The organism is Vibrio sp. 10N.261.52.C11 (assembly GCF_041471405.1).
In the GTDB taxonomy this organism is placed as follows: domain Bacteria; phylum Pseudomonadota; class Gammaproteobacteria; order Enterobacterales; family Vibrionaceae; genus Vibrio; species Vibrio crassostreae_C.
In genome coordinates, this window is sequence record NZ_JBFROI010000026.1 from 1 (window position 1) to 19,082 (window position 19,082).

The 19,082-nt window shown below is 45.0% G+C and carries 19 protein-coding genes; 15 read left to right on the top strand and 4 right to left on the bottom strand.

Annotated features, from left to right (window positions below; genetic code table 11):
• The 13 genes from AB4323_RS10925 to AB4323_RS10985 form a co-directional block, all read left to right on the top strand.
• The coding region (locus AB4323_RS10925; RefSeq protein ID WP_372082571.1) for a chemotaxis protein CheW at positions 1-924 on the top strand (924 nt) is incomplete at its 5' end.
• Between the two features lie 72 nt (positions 925-996).
• A complete protein-coding gene (locus tag AB4323_RS10930) occupies positions 997-1,491 on the top strand; it encodes a chemotaxis protein CheW (RefSeq protein WP_017064109.1) in 495 nt (164 codons plus the stop codon).
• Positions 1,491-2,003 (top strand): DUF2802 domain-containing protein, encoded by a 513-nt coding sequence (locus AB4323_RS10935; protein WP_017060660.1) that lies wholly within the window; start codon positions 1,491-1,493, stop codon positions 2,001-2,003. Before AB4323_RS10930 ends, AB4323_RS10935 begins: the two co-directional genes overlap by 1 nt.
• Before the next feature lie 278 nt (positions 2,004-2,281).
• Positions 2,282-2,899, top strand: a complete 618-nt coding sequence (gene ccmA, locus AB4323_RS10940) for a cytochrome c biogenesis heme-transporting ATPase CcmA (protein WP_017060659.1) — start codon at positions 2,282-2,284, stop codon at positions 2,897-2,899.
• Position 2,900: 1 nt separating this feature from the next.
• Positions 2,901-3,569, top strand: coding sequence for a heme exporter protein CcmB (ccmB, locus tag AB4323_RS10945; RefSeq protein WP_017060658.1), 669 nt, complete (start codon positions 2,901-2,903; stop codon positions 3,567-3,569).
• Between the two features lie 148 nt (positions 3,570-3,717).
• Positions 3,718-4,458: a heme ABC transporter permease gene (locus AB4323_RS10950; RefSeq protein WP_102332830.1), complete on the top strand. Its 741-nt coding sequence runs from the start codon at positions 3,718-3,720 to the stop codon at positions 4,456-4,458.
• A 14-nt stretch (positions 4,459-4,472) separates the two neighbouring features.
• A complete protein-coding gene (gene ccmD, locus AB4323_RS10955) occupies positions 4,473-4,679 on the top strand; it encodes a heme exporter protein CcmD (protein WP_017060656.1) in 207 nt (68 codons plus the stop codon).
• Complete coding sequence (gene ccmE, locus AB4323_RS10960; RefSeq protein WP_017060655.1) at positions 4,676-5,158, top strand: cytochrome c maturation protein CcmE; 483 nt, start codon at positions 4,676-4,678, stop codon at positions 5,156-5,158. The genes ccmD and ccmE overlap by 4 nt, the downstream gene beginning before the upstream one ends.
• Positions 5,155-7,125, top strand: a complete 1,971-nt coding sequence (locus AB4323_RS10965; protein ID WP_136979573.1) for a heme lyase CcmF/NrfE family subunit — start codon at positions 5,155-5,157, stop codon at positions 7,123-7,125. The genes ccmE and AB4323_RS10965 overlap by 4 nt, the downstream gene beginning before the upstream one ends.
• Positions 7,126-7,130: 5 nt before the next feature.
• The gene (locus AB4323_RS10970) at positions 7,131-7,682 is read left to right on the top strand and encodes a DsbE family thiol:disulfide interchange protein (RefSeq protein ID WP_017060653.1); all 552 of its coding nucleotides are present in this window, start codon (positions 7,131-7,133) and stop codon (positions 7,680-7,682) included.
• Positions 7,679-8,170: a cytochrome c-type biogenesis protein gene (locus AB4323_RS10975; protein WP_065583667.1), complete on the top strand. Its 492-nt coding sequence runs from the start codon at positions 7,679-7,681 to the stop codon at positions 8,168-8,170. The genes AB4323_RS10970 and AB4323_RS10975 overlap by 4 nt, the downstream gene beginning before the upstream one ends.
• Positions 8,170-9,390: a c-type cytochrome biogenesis protein CcmI gene (gene ccmI / locus AB4323_RS10980; RefSeq protein ID WP_372152460.1), complete on the top strand. Its 1,221-nt coding sequence runs from the start codon at positions 8,170-8,172 to the stop codon at positions 9,388-9,390. The genes AB4323_RS10975 and ccmI overlap by 1 nt, the downstream gene beginning before the upstream one ends.
• A 124-nt stretch (positions 9,391-9,514) precedes the next feature.
• Complete coding sequence (locus AB4323_RS10985; protein ID WP_017064102.1) at positions 9,515-10,300, top strand: VacJ family lipoprotein; 786 nt, start codon at positions 9,515-9,517, stop codon at positions 10,298-10,300.
• An 89-nt stretch (positions 10,301-10,389) separates the two neighbouring features.
• Here AB4323_RS10985 and AB4323_RS10990 read toward each other — a convergent pair whose 3' ends face one another.
• The 4 genes from AB4323_RS10990 to AB4323_RS11005 form a co-directional block, all read right to left on the bottom strand.
• The gene (locus AB4323_RS10990) at positions 10,390-11,697 is read right to left on the bottom strand and encodes an outer membrane protein transport protein (RefSeq protein WP_372152462.1); all 1,308 of its coding nucleotides are present in this window, start codon (positions 11,695-11,697) and stop codon (positions 10,390-10,392) included.
• A gap of 317 nt (positions 11,698-12,014) precedes the next feature.
• Positions 12,015-13,277 (bottom strand): outer membrane protein transport protein, encoded by a 1,263-nt coding sequence (locus AB4323_RS10995; RefSeq protein ID WP_372152465.1) that lies wholly within the window; start codon positions 13,275-13,277, stop codon positions 12,015-12,017.
• 297 nt (positions 13,278-13,574) lie between these two features.
• Complete coding sequence (locus AB4323_RS11000; protein WP_017060647.1) at positions 13,575-14,303, bottom strand: DUF3379 domain-containing protein; 729 nt, start codon at positions 14,301-14,303, stop codon at positions 13,575-13,577.
• A complete protein-coding gene (locus AB4323_RS11005) occupies positions 14,296-14,844 on the bottom strand; it encodes a sigma-70 family RNA polymerase sigma factor (protein WP_017060646.1) in 549 nt (182 codons plus the stop codon). The genes AB4323_RS11000 and AB4323_RS11005 overlap by 8 nt, the downstream gene beginning before the upstream one ends.
• Before the next feature lie 553 nt (positions 14,845-15,397).
• Between AB4323_RS11005 and fadI the strand changes: the two genes are divergently transcribed.
• Both fadI and fadJ read left to right on the top strand, forming a co-directional pair.
• Positions 15,398-16,705 (top strand): acetyl-CoA C-acyltransferase FadI, encoded by a 1,308-nt coding sequence (gene fadI, locus AB4323_RS11010; protein ID WP_017060645.1) that lies wholly within the window; start codon positions 15,398-15,400, stop codon positions 16,703-16,705.
• Positions 16,705-18,921 carry a fatty acid oxidation complex subunit alpha FadJ gene (gene fadJ, locus AB4323_RS11015; protein WP_017066142.1) on the top strand — a complete coding sequence of 739 codons (2,217 nt, stop codon included), beginning with the start codon at positions 16,705-16,707 and terminating at the stop codon, positions 18,919-18,921. Before fadI ends, fadJ begins: the two co-directional genes overlap by 1 nt.
• The last annotated feature ends 161 nt before the right edge of the window (positions 18,922-19,082 follow it).

Here is a 19,082-nt window from a genome sequence, read left to right on the forward strand (position 1 = left end):
CCAGAGCCAGAGCCAGAGCGCCAATTTTCGAGTCACCACTCTAGCTACGCAGAAATACGCGCGGCTGAGTTTGAGGTTCCTAACCTTGAAGATGTTCAGAAACTACTCAGCCGTTTAGAGGCGACCAATGTTGTTGATGAACTGAACCTTGATGAGTTGATGGATCAGAACACCCAGAAAATCGCCCAGCAAGCAGACATGCAAATGTTTGATGCCGCGGTTGAGTCTGTTCAAGTGTTCGAAGAGCCAGAGATTCAGGATTGGAATCTTCCAGAACCCGATTTATCAATTGTTGTAGAGCCACCTGTTGAATCGCAGCAAATTGAAGAGTTACAAGCTGAATCGTTGGAGACGGAACAAGTAGAAGTTAAGGCTGTTGAGCCTGAACTTGACGTTCCTGATCCCGAGACAGTTATTGAACCCGAAACTCAAGCAGGAGGTGCTGACCAGTTTACCTCTTGGGAAAGTACGGTTCGCAAAGAAGACTTTCAAGTCTTGTATTTTGATGTAAACGGCGTGACCTTTGCGGTGCCACTTGATGAGCTTGGCGGCATCCATCGCCTTGAAGAGTTAAGTCATATCATTGGTAAGCCAGCTTGGTATTTGGGTTTACAAACCAACCGTGATAGTCAGCTAGATGTGGTCGACACCGCAAAATGGGTGATGTCTGAGAAACTATCAGGTGACGAATACAAAGAAAACTATCAATATATAGTGATGCTTGGAGAGAGCTTGTGGGGCCTGGCGGGCACAGAGCTCAAAGGCACCGAGCTACTTAATACAGACAAAGTACGTTGGCGAGAAATGGCAGGGAAACGCCCATGGCTCGCTGGTATGGTAAAAGAAAAAATGTGTGCTTTGATTCATGTTGAAGCATTAATCGCCATGCTAAACGCAGGGCTAGATGTAAAAGCATTAAGCTAGTAATAAGCATTGGGCTAACAATAAGCATCAAGTTAATAATAGTGGTCGGTAACGACGGCAAGAGGATTATCTATGTCTCATATGAGTGAAGTTGAAGTAAGAAAAGAGCAAACGAATGATGAAGTACTTCAATGGGTGACTTTCCAGCTAGAAGAAGAAACTTACGGCATCAACGTAATGCAAGTACGTGAAGTACTACGTTACAGCGAAATTGCTCCAGTACCGGGTGCTCCAGATTACGTTCTAGGTATTATTAACCTACGTGGTAACGTTGTTACTGTTATCGACACTCGTTCTCGCTTTGGTTTGATGCAAGGTGAAATCACAGACAACACTCGTATCATCGTTATTGAATCTGAGCGTCAAGTAATTGGCATTCTAGTAGATAGCGTTGCTGAAGTGGTTTACCTGCGTTCTTCTGAAATCGACACAACGCCAAGTGTTGGTACTGATGAAAGTGCTAAGTTCATCCAAGGTGTAAGTAACCGAGATGGCAAGCTACTTATCTTAGTAGATCTAAACAAACTACTAAGCGAAGACGAATGGGATGAGATGGCTCACCTGTAATGTTTGAAGCGCTTCCTTTAAGCCCTGTCGCTCTGATATCAGGCGTTGGGGTTTTTACGTTATTTATCCTGATTTTGATTAGCAAAGTAAAACGTGCGATTCAAAAGCAGCTCGATCAGTCACGCCTGCAAGTTCGTAACTTGGACAAAGAGCTTCAAAAATCGAGTAAGCAATTACTTGAGGTTCGCTCTGTTGTGGTTGGCCTTGGCCAGAAAGTGACTGAACAACAAGATCTTATCAAACATTTGAATGAACGTATTGTTGAGCTGGAACATGCGGATACCGATGGACGTTTGTACACACGTGCAACGAAAATGGTTCAGCTTGGCGCTGGGATTAACGAGTTAATTGAAGAATGTGAATTACCCAAAGCAGAAGCTGAGCTGATGATGTCTCTGCAGAACAAGCTTGCTGGTAAAGAGAAAATTCCTTCATTACGAAGCGACCCTTCATCGTACGATCAGCAACCCGATGCCTCTCGCGATCGCAGAGACCCGCCTCGACGTCGTTAAATTGAGCGCTTAATTCGTATTGAGCAATTGATGTTTATTACGTATTCCTCTTAAAAGAAGCTTCGGCTTCTTTTTTTATGCCTGTCCGATCTATATAGAACGATGTTTATAAGTGCTTGTATCTACGACAATATCTTGTTTGTTGATGAAAATGTGTAAATTGTGATGAGGTGGTAACAGTTTCTTACCGACTTTGTTCTATCGAAAACGCCTAGTCCTGTTTTGTCACCATGTTGGTGTGCTACTATAGCGCTCTCATTACTCGACTAAATTTACCTATGCTAGAAGTCTCAAATTTAACTGCTATTCGTGACGACAGGATTCTGTTTGAATCGTTGTCTTTTCAATTGAAACCAGGTGAGCTGGTTCAAGTTGAAGGTCGTAACGGTACCGGGAAAACGACACTCCTTAGGATTATTACTGGCTTAGGCGATCGCGATGACGGCACTATCTCTTGGGATGGTGAGTCTATTGAATCGAGTCGAGATGTTTATCATCAAAATTTACTTTTTCTTGGTCACCAAACAGGTGTAAAGCGCGAACTTAGTGCTTATGAGAATCTGAGCTTTTATCAGTCGATTCACAGTGGCGGTACCAGCAAAGAAGAGCTTTATCACGCGCTCGCTCAAGTGGGGCTTGCGGGCAGAGAAGACGTACCTGCGGGGCAACTTTCAGCAGGCCAACAACGCCGAGTTGCGTTGGCTCGCCTTTGGTTGAGCAAGCAAATGTTGTGGATTCTTGATGAGCCGCTGACTGCCATTGATAAGCAGGGCGTGAAAGTTCTCGAATCTCTTTTTTCTCAGCATGCAGACAACGGTGGCATTGTGTTGTTAACCACACACCAAGATATGTTTGCTGATAGCCCGAAACTAAGAAAAATAAAGTTGGGTGAGTAATATGATCTCTTCAATGACCACGATTATCCGACGCGAACTGCTTATCGCGTTTCGACGTCAAGCGGATATCTTTAACCCTTTGTGGTTCTTCATCATTGTTATCACGCTTTTCCCTTTGAGTATTGGCCCAGAGCCAAACCTACTTGCGCGTATTGCTGCGGGTATTGTTTGGGTGGCCGCTTTGCTCTCTGCATTGCTCTCTTTAGAGCGTCTTTTCCGTGATGATTTTCAAGATGGCGCCCTTGAACAGATGATGCTGATGCCAATCCCGTTGCAGTTGGTAGTATTGTCCAAAGTCATAGCACACTGGTTGTTGACCGGGTTACCATTGATTTTAATCAGCCCATTATTGGCTGTTTTGTTGTCTTTAGATTTTGATACATGGCTCTCAGTTGTGTTGACCTTGCTGGTAGGAACACCCGCATTGAGTTTTATTGGTGCGATTGGTGTTGCGTTAACCGTTGGGTTACAGAAGGGCGGAGTCCTGTTAAGCCTGTTAATCTTGCCGCTTTACATCCCCATTTTAATCTTCGCGACGTCAGCAATTGACGCTGCGGCTTTGGGCGTTGCATACAACGGTCAATTGGCGGTGCTTGGGGCAATGTTAATGGGTGCGATGACTATGACGCCTTTTGCGATCAGTGCCGCACTTAGAGTAAGTGTGAACTGATTGGGGTTCCGTTATCGTATAGCCAATGTGAACCAAATGTGTCGATTGGACTCATAGAGTCAATAAAACTGAAAGCAAGACAAATAAAATTATTATAATTATAGCTTTAATAGCTGTAAGCAATATGAAGTAAGAGTGAGATTACAACATGTGGAAATGGCTCCATCCCTATGCCAAAGCAGAAACCTCTTATCAGCTTGCTGGTAAACTTTTGCCATGGTTTTCGATCCTAGCGCTATTGTGTCTATCCGTCGGTACCGTGTGGGGGCTTGCATTTGCGCCTTCTGATTACCAACAAGGCGATAGCTTCCGTATCATCTACATCCATGTTCCGTCTGCAATCTGGTCGATGGGCGTTTACATGTCGATGGCGATTGCTGCCTTTATCGGTTTGGTATGGCAGGTAAGGCTATCAGACATGGCCGCACTGGCGATGGCACCGATTGGCGCTGTGTTTACCTTCATTGCGTTACTAACTGGCGCAGTTTGGGGTAAACCAATGTGGGGTGCTTGGTGGGTTTGGGATGCGCGTTTAACCTCAGAGCTGATTCTTCTATTCCTATACTTGGGTGTGATCGCACTACACCACGCTTTTGACGACCAAAAAACAGCAGCGAAAGCGGCGGGTATCTTGGCTATCGTAGGCGTGATTAACCTCCCTATCATTCACTTCTCTGTAGAGTGGTGGAATACACTTCATCAAGGCGCGACCATTACTAAGTTCGCAAAACCTTCGATCTCAAGTGACATGCTATGGCCGCTTCTTCTTAACATCTTCGGCTTCGCCTTTTTCTTTGGTGCTGTGACTATGGTTCGTTTCCGTAACGAAATCATCAGTAAAGAAAGTCACCGTCCATGGGTTCGCAAGCTTGCGGCTGAAAAAGCGTAGTAGGGTAGGTAATTATGTATTTTGAATCTTTGAGTGATTTCTTAGCCATGGGAGGTTATGCCTCGTATGTCTGGAGTGCATTTGGAATCACATTCCTCGCGATGATCATTTTACTGGTCGTAAGCGTTCGTCGTGGTAAGCAATTACTAAATGAAGTACAAGCTAAGATTGATCGTCAGGCTCGTATCGATGCAGCAAAAAATATGGAGAACACTCTATGAACCCAAGACGTAAAAAGAGGCTGGGCATTGTCTTAGCGATCTTTTTTGGTATCAGTGCGACTGTTGGATTGATGGTTTACGCACTTAACCAGAACATGGATCTGTTCTACACACCAACTGAGCTGGTCAACGGCAAAGATGGTAAAAAGCCTGAAGTTGGTCAACGCCTACGTATTGGTGGCATGGTCGTAGTCGGCTCTGTAAGCCGTGACAATGAATCACTACGTGTAAGCTTCGATTTGGCGGATGTAGGCCCTAAAGTAACAATTCTATACGATGGTATCCTTCCTGATCTTTTCCGTGAAGGCCAAGGTATTGTTGCTCAGGGTGTCCTTAAAAATGCAACGACAATCGAAGCGTTTGAGGTGTTGGCAAAGCACGATGAAGAGTACATGCCTTCTGAAGTTGCGGAAGCAATGAAGAAAACCCATGAGCCTTTGCAATACACGACTGAACAAAAAGAAGGAAATGCTCAATGATAGCCGAGATCGGCCATTTTGCGATGATCCTGTCCTTGGGACTTGCATTGCTGCTAAGCGTGCTCCCATTGTATGGAGCCGCTCGAAATAACACATTATTGATGAACAGCGCACGACCGTTGTCGTGGGGTATGTTCGGATTCTTAGCGATTTCGTTCTTTATCTTGTGTTACGCGTTTTACACAAATGATTTTACGATTCAATACGTAGCAAGTAACTCAAACAGCCAACTACCTTGGTACTACCGAATTACGGCGGTTTGGGGTGCGCACGAAGGTTCATTACTGCTTTGGGTTCTCATCCAAGCGGGTTGGACTGTAGCAGTAGCGACATTCAGTCGTGGTATGCCTCAAGAGTCTGTGGCTCGCGTTTTGGCTATCATGGGTCTGATTACTGTCGGCTTCTTGCTGTTCATTATCGTGACGTCTAACCCGTTCTTACGTACATTGCCTTTCTTCCCTGTTGATGGCCGTGACCTGAACCCACTACTGCAAGATCCGGGTTTGATTATTCACCCGCCAATGCTTTACATGGGTTATGTAGGTTTCTCTGTTGCGTTCTCTTTCGCCATCGCTTCTCTAATGAGTGGTCGTCTTGATACGGCATGGGCTCGTTGGTCGCGTCCTTGGACAATCGCAGCTTGGTTATTCCTAACGGTAGGTATCGCACTAGGTTCATGGTGGGCTTACTACGAACTTGGCTGGGGTGGCTGGTGGTTCTGGGATCCAGTAGAAAACGCTTCATTCATGCCTTGGTTGGCTGGTACTGCTCTAATGCACTCACTAGCGGTAACTGAGAAGCGTGGCACATTTAAAGCTTGGACAGTACTGCTGGCTATCTCTGCATTCTCGCTAAGCTTACTAGGGACATTCTTAGTTCGTTCGGGCATCTTGGTATCGGTTCACGCATTCGCGTCGGATCCTGCTCGTGGTATGTTTATTCTAGGTTTCCTAGTCTTTGTTATCGGTGGTTCACTGCTGTTGTTTGCTATTAAAGGCGCATCGGTTCGTGTTCGCGGTAACTTCGATCTGGTTTCTCGTGAAAACGCACTGCTTGGTAACAACATCTTACTGATTGCAGCGCTTGTCGTTGTGTTAGTAGGTACGCTACTGCCATTAGTTCACAAACAGTTAGGCTTGGGCTCGGTATCTATCGGTGCACCATTCTTTGATATGTTGTTCTTCTGGTTAATGATCCCGTTCTCGTTCCTGCTTGGTATCGGTCCTCTGATCCGATGGAAACGTGACAACCTGTCTAAGCTTGTTAAACCAATGCTGATTTCAGGTGCACTCTCACTTGGCTTGAGTGCGCTAATGGTTGCTCTACTGGCTGACCGCTTCAGTGGTACTGCGTTTGCTGGTTGGGTAATGGCGTTCTGGATCATCTTCATGCACGGCTTTGAGCTGCATGAGCGTGCGACTCACCGTCATACATTCTTGAAAGGTCTAACTAAGCTACCTCGTAGCCACTGGGCAATGATGTGTGGTCACATAGGTTTAGCCGTGACAGTGATTGGTATCGCGATGGTGCAAAACTACAGCATCGAACGTGATGTACGTCTGGCGCCAGGTGAAAGCTACCAGCTTGAAGAATACAGCTTCCTGTTTACAGGGGTTCGTGACAAAGATGGTCCTAACTACGATGGTTACATTGCTGACTTTGAAATTACTAAAGAAGGCAAATACATCAACACGCTTCACGCTGAAAAACGTTTCTACACCACAGCTAAGTCTATGATGACAGAAGCAGCGATTGACCGTGGCGTAACGCGCGACCTTTACATTGCAATGGGTGAACGTTTAGACGACAACAAATCTTGGGCTGTACGTATCTACTACAAACCATTTGTACGTTGGATCTGGGCAGGTTCTTTGATTATGTCGATTGGTGGCGCTATTGCTATCAGTGACCGTCGTTACCGTTTCCGTAAGCCAATCAAAAAGTCGGCTGAAGAGCAGGAGGCTTAATTCGAATGAACAAGAAGATTTTATTCATTCCATTGATTGCGTTCATGGTTCTAGCTGGAATCTTTGCAACGCAATTAATGCGCAACCAGTCGGGCGATGACCCAACTAAGCTAGAATCCGTATTGATTGGTAAGCCTGTTCCTGAGTTTGGTCTAGAAGACTTAGAACAACCAGGTAAGTTTCATGATCAAGCGATCTTTAAAGGCGAGCCACTGCTTCTTAACGTGTGGGCGACTTGGTGTCCTACTTGTTATGCAGAGCACTCTTACCTGAACAAGCTTGCGGATCAAGGCGTTAAGATCATTGGTCTTAACTACAAAGATGATCGCAACAAAGCGGTTGGTTGGCTAAAAGAGTTGGGTAACCCGTACCTAATTAGCCTGTTTGATGGTAATGGCATGCTAGGTCTTGACCTTGGCGTGTATGGCGCGCCTGAAACTTTCCTAATCGATGCTAACGGCGTAGTTCGCTACCGCCATGTTGGTGACGTGAACCCAACCAACTGGGCATCGACGCTTGAGCCGATGTATCAAGAGTTGTTGGAGGAATCGAAATGATTAGAAAGGCACTGATTACTCTATTCGCTACGTTCGCAATTTCAGCGACTGTTTCTGCTGCGCCTATCGAGTTCCATGAATTTGATACCGTAGATCAAGAACAGCAGTTCAAAGAGTTGAGTAATACGCTACGTTGCCCTAAATGTCAGAACAACACGATTGGTGATTCGAATGCTGAGCTAGCGGTCGACTTACGCCAAAAAGTGTACGAGATGACAAAAGACGGCAAGTCTGAGCAAGAAATTATTGATTACATGATTGCTCGTTACGGTAACTTTGTAACGTACAACCCGCCACTGACCTTAGCTACATCGATCCTTTGGATTGGTCCGTTTGCGGTTGTTGTGTTTGGATTTGGTTTGATTATTTTACGAAGCAGAAAGTCAAAATCAAAAGCAGCAGTAGAGTCAGATAAAGACTGGGATGCAGACAAAGAAGCTCGCTTAAAAGCGTTACTCGATGAAGAGAACGACGGAGATAAGAAGTAATGACTCTATTTTGGATTTCTACCATTATCCTTTCGCTAGCGGCAATTTTCTTAATTGTTCTGCCTTTCATTAACAAGAAGGCAAACAATGACGAAATGCTTCGCGACGAGTTGAACAAAGCATTCTATAAAGACCGTCTTGTCGAGTTAGAAGTAGAAGCAGAGGAAGGTCTTGTTGATAACCAACAAGAACTGATCGATGATTTGAAACAGTCTCTGCTTGATGATGTTCCTGCACAAGAAGAGATGAAGAAGACTCAAATCTCTACGCTTGGTGTGGTTGTACCGTCGATCATCCTTGTCGTCGTTGTGACTTATGGTATGTACTTTAAGTTCGGTGCGTTGGACAAAGTTCAACACTGGCAAGAAGTGAGCTCGAACCTTCCTGAATTGTCTAAAAAGCTAATGTCATCGGAAGGTGGTGCACTAACGGATGATGAGTTGGAAGATTTGACTCTAGCGCTTCGTACTCGTCTGCATTACCAACCAAAAGATTCAACAGGTTGGTTGCTACTCGGTCGTATTGCACTGGCTAACCGCGACGCTGAAACAGCAAAAGATTCTATGGAACGAGCTTACAAGCTTGAACCTAAGAATGAAGATGTTCAGTTAGGTTTCGCACAAGCACTGATGCTTTCTCCTGATGAAGCTGATCAAAACCAAGCTCGTTTGATTTTGAGCCGTTTGATTCAAAACGATTACGTTGACCTTCGTGTGTTCTCACTGCTTGCGTTTGATGCGTTTGAGCGTCAAGACTACCCAGGTGCGGTGAAGTACTGGAGCATCATGCAGCAGATGATTGGTCCACAAGACAGTCGCTATGAAATGCTTTCGCGCAGTATTGAAAGTGCTCAGAAGAAAATGGGCGACAATATGGGTGTCGACCAAGGTAAGACTGTTGCTGTAACGCTCGATCTATCTGCAGTCGTGAATGCTGACCCTAACTCAGTGTTAATTGTTTCAGTACACAGAGCAGATGGTTCTCCAATGCCTATCGCAGCCGCTCGTTACCCACTAGGGACTTTCCCTCGTACTGTTGTTCTAGATGACGGCAACAGCATGCTGGAAGGACAAGAGCTGTCTAGCCTTGAAACTCTGATGGTTAGAGCTAGGCTTGATACAGACGGCAACGTTTCAACTCGCGAAGGCGATTGGTACGGTGAAAGTGAAGTGGTTGAACTGGGTGCTCCAGTTACCATTGATATCAATAAGCAATATTAATCATCACTTTGCATAGGTGTTAGCTATTCCGATTTGCAGATAAACGGTATAGACTTAGCCAAACAATTGAGGCCAGCGATTGCTGGCCTTTTTTATTATTTGAATTCCTTATGGAAAAGGTGATATGTCTGTCAGTGTTTTAAGACTCTCGAGTTTACTTTTTATCGCAAGCTTAACGGTTGGGTGTTCAAGTGCGCCGGACGAAAGTGTTGACGATGATAACCTCGAAACCTCTGAATACGTCGAAGAGTCCCACCCGAATGATCCTTTTGAAGGCTTCAACCGAGCGATGTGGGATATCAACTACGAATATCTAGATCCTTATTTAGTTCGCCCTGTTTCCCTCGCTTATGTTGACTACACCCCTGTGCCAGTACGTTCTGGTATATCCAATTTTCTAGCCAACTTAGACGAACCATCAAGCATGGTGAATAACCTTATTATGGGCAATGGTGAAAAAGCACTCGACCATTTCAATCGTTTTTGGATTAACTCAACGATTGGTTTGTTAGGCTTAATCGATATTGCCAGCGAAGCGGGGATCACCAAATACGATGATAAGTCGTTCTCTGATGCGATTGGTCATTACGGGGTAGGGAATGGTCCCTACTTCATGGTGCCGGGTTATGGCCCAATAACAACGCGTGAAGTAACTGAAACCGTTGATGGTATGTATGTGCCTCTGTCTTTCTTGAACTTCTGGGCTAGCTTAGGAAAGTGGGCATTCGAAGGCATGGAAACTCGTGCTCAGTTAGTGTCACAAGAAGCGCTGTTGGATGACTCGCCAGATCCATATGCGTTAACGCGAGATGTTTATATTCAACGTCGTGACTTTAAAGCCGAGATCGAGCCTGAAGAGGTCGACCTTGAAGAAGAAGATTTGATCGATGGTTATCTAGAAGATTACTAGAAACATGATTTAGAAAATCGATAAAAGAAAGGCTCGATGTTGATGCAACATCGAGCCTTTTTAATGCTTTCTACTTTTAGGGAGGTAGATTAGAAGCGGTAGTTAGCTTGGATACCTACTAGCCAGATGCTACCTGTTACTTCACCTTCGAAGTCACCACCAAATGGTGCAGAACTTGCGTCATCTTCAACCATTTTTGCGTCTTTAGCTAGAATGTAAGTGAAGCCAGCATCTAGAGTTAGTTGCTCAGACCATTGATATCCAGCACCAATGCTTAACCAAGTGCGGTCTGTTTCTGGGATCGTGGCCGTACGGTGCTCATCGCTTACCGCTGAAGTATCGTATGCGATACCAGAGCGTAGAGCTAACTTAGGCGTCATTTGGTAAGTAGTACCAAGAGCAAAGCGGTAGTTATCTTCCCAGTTCTCTTGCTTGATATCTTGAGTTCGAGCAGGACCGAATTCAGGGATGTCAGCTACTAGTTCTTTAAAGCTGCTCCAGTTAGTCCAGTTAACGCTCGCATGTACAGCGACCTTATCTGATAGTTGATGGAAGCTTGCTAGCTCGGCGGTAGCTGGCAATGCAAGTTGCATTGAGCCGTTATATTTTGACTTCACAGGAGTACCTAAAGCGCCAGCAACAGCATCAAAAGCGACACCATTTGCGTGGCCTTCAAGCGTTAGGTCTACTTCTGACTTGTAGGTAAAACCAAGGCGGTTGTTTTCATTGATCTGCCAAGCGGTACCAACTTGCCAGCCCCACGCTGTGTCATCACCTTCCATGTATTTTAAAGCTGTACCTTGAGGCATAGGAACTAGAGAGTTAACTGTAGATACCGCACCAAAGCTACCTTCAGCCATGATGTAACGAACACCACCACCAATAGATACGCTTTCAAGTACTTGGTATGCAGCGTTTAGGTTTAGCTCCATTGTGGTAACGCTTGCTTCGTTACCGTGGTTTGCACCACCAAAGTCTTTACCTAGGTCTGTTTCCATACCGTAGTTAGTACCCGCAGCAAAGCCTAATGCGAACTTGTCGTTGTACTTATGAGAAACATAGAAGTTTGGGATCACTGCGCTGTGAGCGAAATCACTGGAATTTGATGGAGTCGTTGAAGCACCACCAACTGAAGTCGAAGTTCCATCGATATCAATATTTGGATCAACATAGATAGCACCAACTGAAACTTGAGTGCCTTCTAGGTAAGTCAGCATTGCTGGGTTACGCCATTGTGCATCAGCACCGTCAGCCATTGCTGCTTCACCAGCGTATGCACGGCCTAGGCCTGTTGCTGAGTATTCTGCTAGTTGAAAACCTGCCGCTTGAGTCACGGTAGAAGTCGAAAGTAGTCCAACTGCCACTGCAGCAGATAGAAGAGTCTTATTCATTTTCATTATTATGTTCGCTGAATCATAAGTATTTAGTGGCGTGATTCTACTTTTAGAGTCATTACTTTAAAAATGAAATTCGAATAAAACAGTGTTTTAGGGATTTAATGAGCAAATGTGTTTAATTATTAGAGAAATAATCTAAATGTTTCGGCTGTGTTGCGAAGTTTGAGCGTACACTTGTAGTCATATATTGACCTTGCAGGCTACAGTTGTAAGCTTAAATTGAAGTAGGTCAGTGGTTTAGGCAATAAAAAAGGGTCGCGTAATGCGACCCTTTGGGATTAATAACTTAGCTTATATTAGAAGCTAGAAGCTAGAAGCTAGAAGCTGCGGCTGTATTGCAGGCCTAGTAGGATTGCATCAGCATGCGTTGTTGCGCTAACAGAAGTTGCGCCTAAGCTTTCTTCAACTTTAGTATCATCACCTAGTAGGTAAGTGAAACCAAAGTCTACGTTAGAATCGGTATTAATGTGGTATGTGAAACCAGCAGAGAACCACTGACGATCTGAATCTGGTACAGAGATAGAAGTTAGTGAATCTTGTGCACTTGTGTCGTACATGTAACCAGCACGAAGCGTCCAATCAGTGTTCAAGTAGTATGTACCACCAATAGCGTAGTGCCAACCATCTTGCCATTTGTAATCTTTCTGGTACGCACCTGTGCCGCCGCTCAATGCGTAAGCCAGTGTCGATTGAGTAGGATCTAGCTTCTCAAAATCAATTGAGTCGAATGCACTCCAACCAATCCATTGAACAGAGTAGTGAACAGCGAATTTAGTGTCTTCAATTTTGTGGAAACCAGAGAACTCTGCCATATCTGGTAGAGGCAGTGTGATTTCTTGACCGTTGTCATCTTCCGCGGTGAACTCAGGGCTGTAACGGTAAGATAGACCAAAACGGTTGTTTTCATCTAGCTCGTAAACTGTACCTACGTTAAAGCCAACAGCCCAACCAGTTGCACCATCTACGTCAAGTAGTTTTTGTCCTGCGGCTGGGCCAAAGCCGACACCAGCAGTACGCTTCATTGTGCCTTCACCGTAGATCAGGTCAAGACCAGCACCAAAGCTCCATTGATCGTTTAGACGGTAAGAGCCTGCAAGACCGAAGTTGATGCTCATTACATCTGTTAAACCGCCATATTCGCTAGCTAGGTAGTCATCTGAAAACTCGGTTTTTGTACCAAAATTAGAGTAAGCGTTCACACCCCAAGCAAATTTTTCGTTAACAGGAACAATAAGGTGAATGTTTGGAGCTACAGAAGTATCACCAACATCATCAACGCTATCGACTGGCATTGCGCCACCAAGCGTATTATAGCTCGTATCTTTCACTTCAATCATTGAAGTGATTGTTTCAAAACCAAGAGAAAGCTCAGTTTTGTCAAATAGTGCCATTGCTGCAGGGTTACGTGCCATTACTGACGCGTTATCTGCGATTACTGCATCACCAGCGAAAGCACGGCCGATGCCGGTAGCTGATTGTGCGTTAAGTTGGAAACCTGCTGCCATCGCTTGCGAAGACGCCAGTGTAATTGTTACTGCTAAAAGAGACTTTTTAAACAGACGCGTGTTGTTGGTAGTCATTCATTTATTCCTTTATATATCCGCCTCTACAGGGCGATTAATTTGAGCAATTGCTCAATGGTGGCTGATCCTATTCGCAAGTATACGATATACAAATCCGACCATTGGGAATTTTGAGTGGAAAATTATGGAAATGACGCCTATCTGGCACGAAAATGGTGTGAAATGCTGTTTTTTAGAGTTTTAACTCTAGAAATATTGGTGGTGTGAATGGTTCTGTGGTTTATTTATAAATAAAGCCCAGCAATATCAGTAATATAATTGCTGGGCCTTTTGTGACGGGGCTTTAAGAGCGAATTAGCTCATTGGTTTGATCATTTTTGTCAGCTTTTCGGCGATTTTGGAAACATCCTCACCATTTTCACCCACAAGGATTAAGCTGCTGCCATCTACGGGTGTTACCGAGCCGGACATGCCTTTTTCATCAAAATCGATAGGTTTGTCTGTTGGAATACCGGTTAAAAACAGTGTTACTTTGCCTTTTGCGCCTTGGAAGACCATATGTACTGCGTTGGATTTACCAAAGCCACAGTGGTTTAGGTAATAAACATGGTAAGGGAAAGCGTCATCAAACTGAAAAGCAAATGGGTTCATTTTTGCGTTGATCTGCTGCGATGTAACCTGTTCATCGATGCTACTAACAAAGCTCTTCTCATCAACAACATGCTTCATCGCTGTATCAACTAAACTAGCTTGCGCAGGTGAAACGAATGCATTTCCCCAATTCACTTGGCCAACTAATAAACCTGCAACGAATGCTACTGAGGCGGCCATTGCCATTGCTCGTCTCGCAAACGTTGGCCTTACTACTTTGCTTTCTTCGCTTGAGGTCTGATTGAACAGAATACGATCAGCAAGATCGTCTGGCACATCCACATTCATCGCAGAGTGGATCTGTTTATCAAGCGCTAGTACATCGTCTAAGAAGTTACTATTGGCTTCGCTATTCGCGGTCGCATCAACAATATCTTGTGTACGTTGTTTAGGTTCCGACAATACACGACGACGAAATTCCAAATCATCCATTATGTTGCCCCCTCTCTGCCTCTTCTGTATCCAACAGCTCTTTCAACTGATTTCGAGCTCTGAATAAACGTGTCATCACCGTGTTTTTGTTGAGATCGAGAATATCGGCAATCTCATCACCACTAAAACCACCAATCACTTGCAAGAAGAGAGGTTCACGGTAATCAATTTCAAGTTTCATGATCTGGGCTTGCAACCACTGATGCTGATGGTGCGGGTCATCACTGACACTAGCATCGTTACCGTGATCGTCGATATCAACCAGATCAAACTGTTTGCGTTCAAAACGTCGAGCGTTCTCGCGTCTCAAGATGGTAATCAGCCAAGATTTGGCGGCTTTTTCATCTTGAAGGCTATCGAGTGACTTCCATGCACGAAGGCAAGTTTCTTGAACTAAGTCTTCGGCAATGCTTTTGTCTTTGCATAACCAATAGGCGTAGCGAAAGAGGTCACGATGATAGGCGCGCACAAGTGCTTCGTATTTTCTTTGTTTGTCCATATCAGAGTTGACCGGACGCTTGGCTGTTTTCTTTCCAAACATTTTTATTATTGACACACGAGCCTCCATAATTGCTCTGCGTATAGCTGTCCTCTATACGTTGTGCTTCGTTTTTATATTTTTAGAGCTAACGATCGGCAGGAAATCGTAAAATCACATTAAAATTGATCTACTTCAAAATCTAAGGCCTCGAACTCGTTATAGTACACCTTGTCGTCTAGTTAGTCATTCGTGGCTAGCATGTTGAGCAAGACGACACTTCCTTTTGAAGGCTGACTTTACTTTCTCCTAATCAGGAAACTGATTATTTCAATTGGCGCTAAGTTAATTGCTTTATATACATTCCGACCACACAGCTTTGTGTGGTTTTTTTTTTGCCTCAAGAAAACCATTCCCTACACAGCGATAACAGTCTTTGCTTACAATAGTTTAGTCTCTTACGACAACCTTTCCCCCAAAAAGGTTCGCCTGAATGCGCAGTTATATTTTCAAACAGTGAGATACTCGTATCACGTTTATTTAAACGCTCGTTTGATTTAATTAACAACTTCTTTACAATGCTTCAGGTCAGACCTCTTAACTTTAAGGAGAAACCATGGGCAAACAGGAAGTCAAAACGCGTTCTGGAGAACGTGTTGCCGTTGTCGCTGGATTACGAACCCCATTTGCTCGTCAGAGCACAGAATTTAGCCAAGTGCCTGCGGTTGACCTAGGCAAAATGGTTGTGAGCGAAATGCTTGCAAGAACGGATGTCGATCCTGCGCTTATCGAACAAGTTGTGTTCGGCCAAGTAGTGCAAATGCCAGAAGCGCCGAACATTGCGCGTGAAATCGTGTTGGGCACAGGCATGAACATCAATACCGATGCCTACAGTGTCACACGAGCATGTGCGACCAGCTTCCAAGCGGCAGTTAACGTGACCGAAAGCATTATGGCTGGCACGATTGATATCGGTATTGCGGGCGGTGCGGACTCTTCTTCTGTATTGCCTATCGGTGTTTCGAAAAAGTTAGCGGCAAATCTATTAGCGCTGAGTAAAACGAAAACTATGGGTCAAAAGCTGAAGATTCTTAAAACGCTTTCCGTAAAAGATTTGATGCCAGTACCACCTGCAGTTGCAGAGTACTCGACCGGTTTATCCATGGGACAAACGGCTGAGCAAATGGCTAAGACGCATGGTATTACTCGCGAAGCTCAAGACGCACTTGCTCACCGTTCTCACTCTTTGGCTTCTCAGGCATGGAAAGAAGGCAAGATTAAAGACGAAGTGATGACTGCATTCCCGGCGCCTTACAAAAAGTATCTAGCGGAAGACAACAACATTCGCCACGACTCAACGGTTGAAGGTTACGCTAAGCTGCGTCCTGCTTTTGATAGAAAGTACGGCAGTGTAACGGCAGCCAATGCTACGCCTCTTACCGATGGCGGTGCAGCAGTGATGTTGATGCGCGAAGGTAAAGCGAAAGAACTAGGCTTAGAAGTGCTTGGTTATATTCGTGGTTATGCGTTCTCAGCGATTGGTGTTGAAACAGATATGCTGATGGGCCCGACTTACGCGACCTCACAAGTATTAAAGAACACCGGTTTAGAGTTGTCAGACCTAACACTGATCGAAATGCACGAAGCATTCGCTGCCCAAGTTTTGGCTAACGTGAAAATGTTCGCAAGCGATGAGTTTGCACAGAAGAATCTTGGCCGCGATAAAGCGATCGGTGAGATTGATATGGAGAAGTTCAACGTGCTGGGTAGCTCGATTGCTTACGGACATCCGTTTGCAGCGACTGGCGCACGCATGATGACTCAAACATTACGTGAACTGAAACGTCGCGGTGGCGGCTTGGCACTGAACACAGCGTGTGCGGCTGGTGGTTTAGGTGCAGCAATGATCTTGGAGGTAGAATAATGTCTACGACTCTTGATGCAACAACAAAAAAAGAAACAGTCGCTCAACCAGATTCAACCTCTGCGACTGAATCAACCAAAAAGAAAGCGACAGCATTTACTCTCAATATCGATGAGCAAGATATTGCTTGGTTAGCGATTGATGTACCAAACGAGAAAATGAACACGCTGCAAGCGGCTTTTGCTGAAGAAATGAAAGCCATCTTCGAGCAACTCAAAGAAAAGCAAAGCCGAGTTAAGGGCCTAATCGTTCATTCTCTTAAGCCAGATAACTTTATCGCTGGTGCTGATGTAAGAATGCTTGATGCGTGTAAAACGGCTGACGAAGCACAGTCTCTGGCTCGCCAAGGGCAGGAGATGTTCCAAACGCTTTCTGAACTACCGTACCCAGTAGTCGCAGCGATTCACGGCCCATGTTTAGGTGGTGGTTTAGAGCTTGCACTGGCGTGTGATTACCGTGTATGTACCGATTCAGATAAGACTCGCGTTGGTCTGCCAGAAGTACAGTTAGGTCTGTTACCAGGCTCTGGCGGTACACAGCGTCTACCTCGCCTTATTGGTTTGTTGCCATCTCTTGACCTAATCCTTACGGGTAAGCAACTGCGCGCTAAGAAAGCGAAATCGCTCGGTGTTGTCGATGCTTGTGTGCCTGAAACTATCCTGCTTGAAGTCGCTAAAAGCTTTGTTGAAAAGAATACGGGCAGTAAAAAAGGTAAGCGCCTTGCGTCGAAAAGCCAAGCGTCGACCAAAGAAAAGCTGATTTCACGTAACGGCCTTGGTCGTAAAGTGATTTTTGAACAAGCTTCTAAGAAGACCAATCAGAAAACACGCGGCAATTACCCAGCAGCGGATGCGATTTTAGACGTGATTCGTTATGGCCTTGAGAACGGCTTTGATAAAGGTCTTCAGTATGAAGCGAAGCGTTTCTCAGAACTGGTTATGACTTCAGAGTCTAAAGCCCTTCGTTCGATTTTCTTTGCAACCACGGAAATGAAAAAAGAACACGGCGCAGACGCAGAACCCAAAGCGGTTAAGCGTGTTGGTGTGCTAGGCGGTGGTCTTATGGGCGCAGGCATCAGCCATGTCAGTGTTGCTAAGGCGAAAGTGCCTGTACGCATTAAAGACGTATCAAATGAAGGTGTACTGAACGCGCTTAACTACAACTTCAAGTTGTTCGATAAGCAGCGTAAGCGTCGCATTCTGAGCCGAGCGGGCCTTGAAAGTAAGATGCTTCAACTGTCTGGTGGTATCGACTTTACGAGCTTTAATCACACCGATGTGGTGATTGAAGCGGTATTTGAAGACCTCGACCTTAAGCAGTCAATGGTTGCGGACATCGAAGCCAATGCCAAGCCAGAGACTATTTTCGCGACGAATACGTCTTCATTGCCGATCCATAAGATTGCGGAGAAGGCGCAGCGACCAGAAAACGTGGTCGGTCTTCACTACTTCAGCCCAGCCGAAAAAATGCCGCTAGTAGAAGTTATCCCTCATGAAACTACGTCAGAAGAGACGATTTCTACGGTTGTTGCATTAGCGAAGAAGCAAGGTAAAACGCCGATTGTTGTGAAAGACACGGCTGGTTTTTATGTGAACCGTATTCTTGCTCCGTACATGAACGAAGCAGCGCATTTACTGCTAGCGAACGAGCCGATTGAAAAGCTCGACAGCACGTTATTGGACTTCGGTTTCCCGGTTGGTCCTATCACTTTATTAGATGAGGTGGGTGTTGATATCGGTGCGAAGATCATTCCGATTTTAGTGAATGAGCTTGGCGATCGTTTCCAAGGTCCTGATGTGTTCGATATTCTTTTGAATGACAATCGTAAAGGCCGCAAGAGTGGTAAAGGTTTCTACACTTACAAAGGCAAGAAGAAGGAAGTGGATAAGTCAGTTTACAAGCTGCTTAAGCTGCAACCAGATCCTAAGTTGAGCGATAACGATATCGCGATGCGCTGTGTGTTACCTATGCTAAACGAAGCGGTTCGTTGTCTAGACGACGGCATTATCCGCAGCCCTCGTGATGGTGATATCGGTGCGATTTTCGGTATCGGTTTCCCGCCATTCCTAGGTGGTCCGTTCCGTTATATGGATCAAATCGGCATTAAGTCACTGGTTGAGATGATGAACGATTTCGCTAAGAAGTACGGTGATCGTTTCGCGCCATGTGATGGCCTACTGACACGTGCTGGATTGGGTGAGTCTTTCTACAAGTAACTCTCTAACTCATTGATTAAGAAGCCTGTATCAAGCAATTGATGCGGGCTTTTCTGTTTTATGAACGAGTGTGAAAGGAATGAGATTCCCGACTCAGTCGTTCCTCCTTCTCGGGAATGATGATTGAGAGATAAAAAGTAAGTTATTGCGTTGATTAGAAA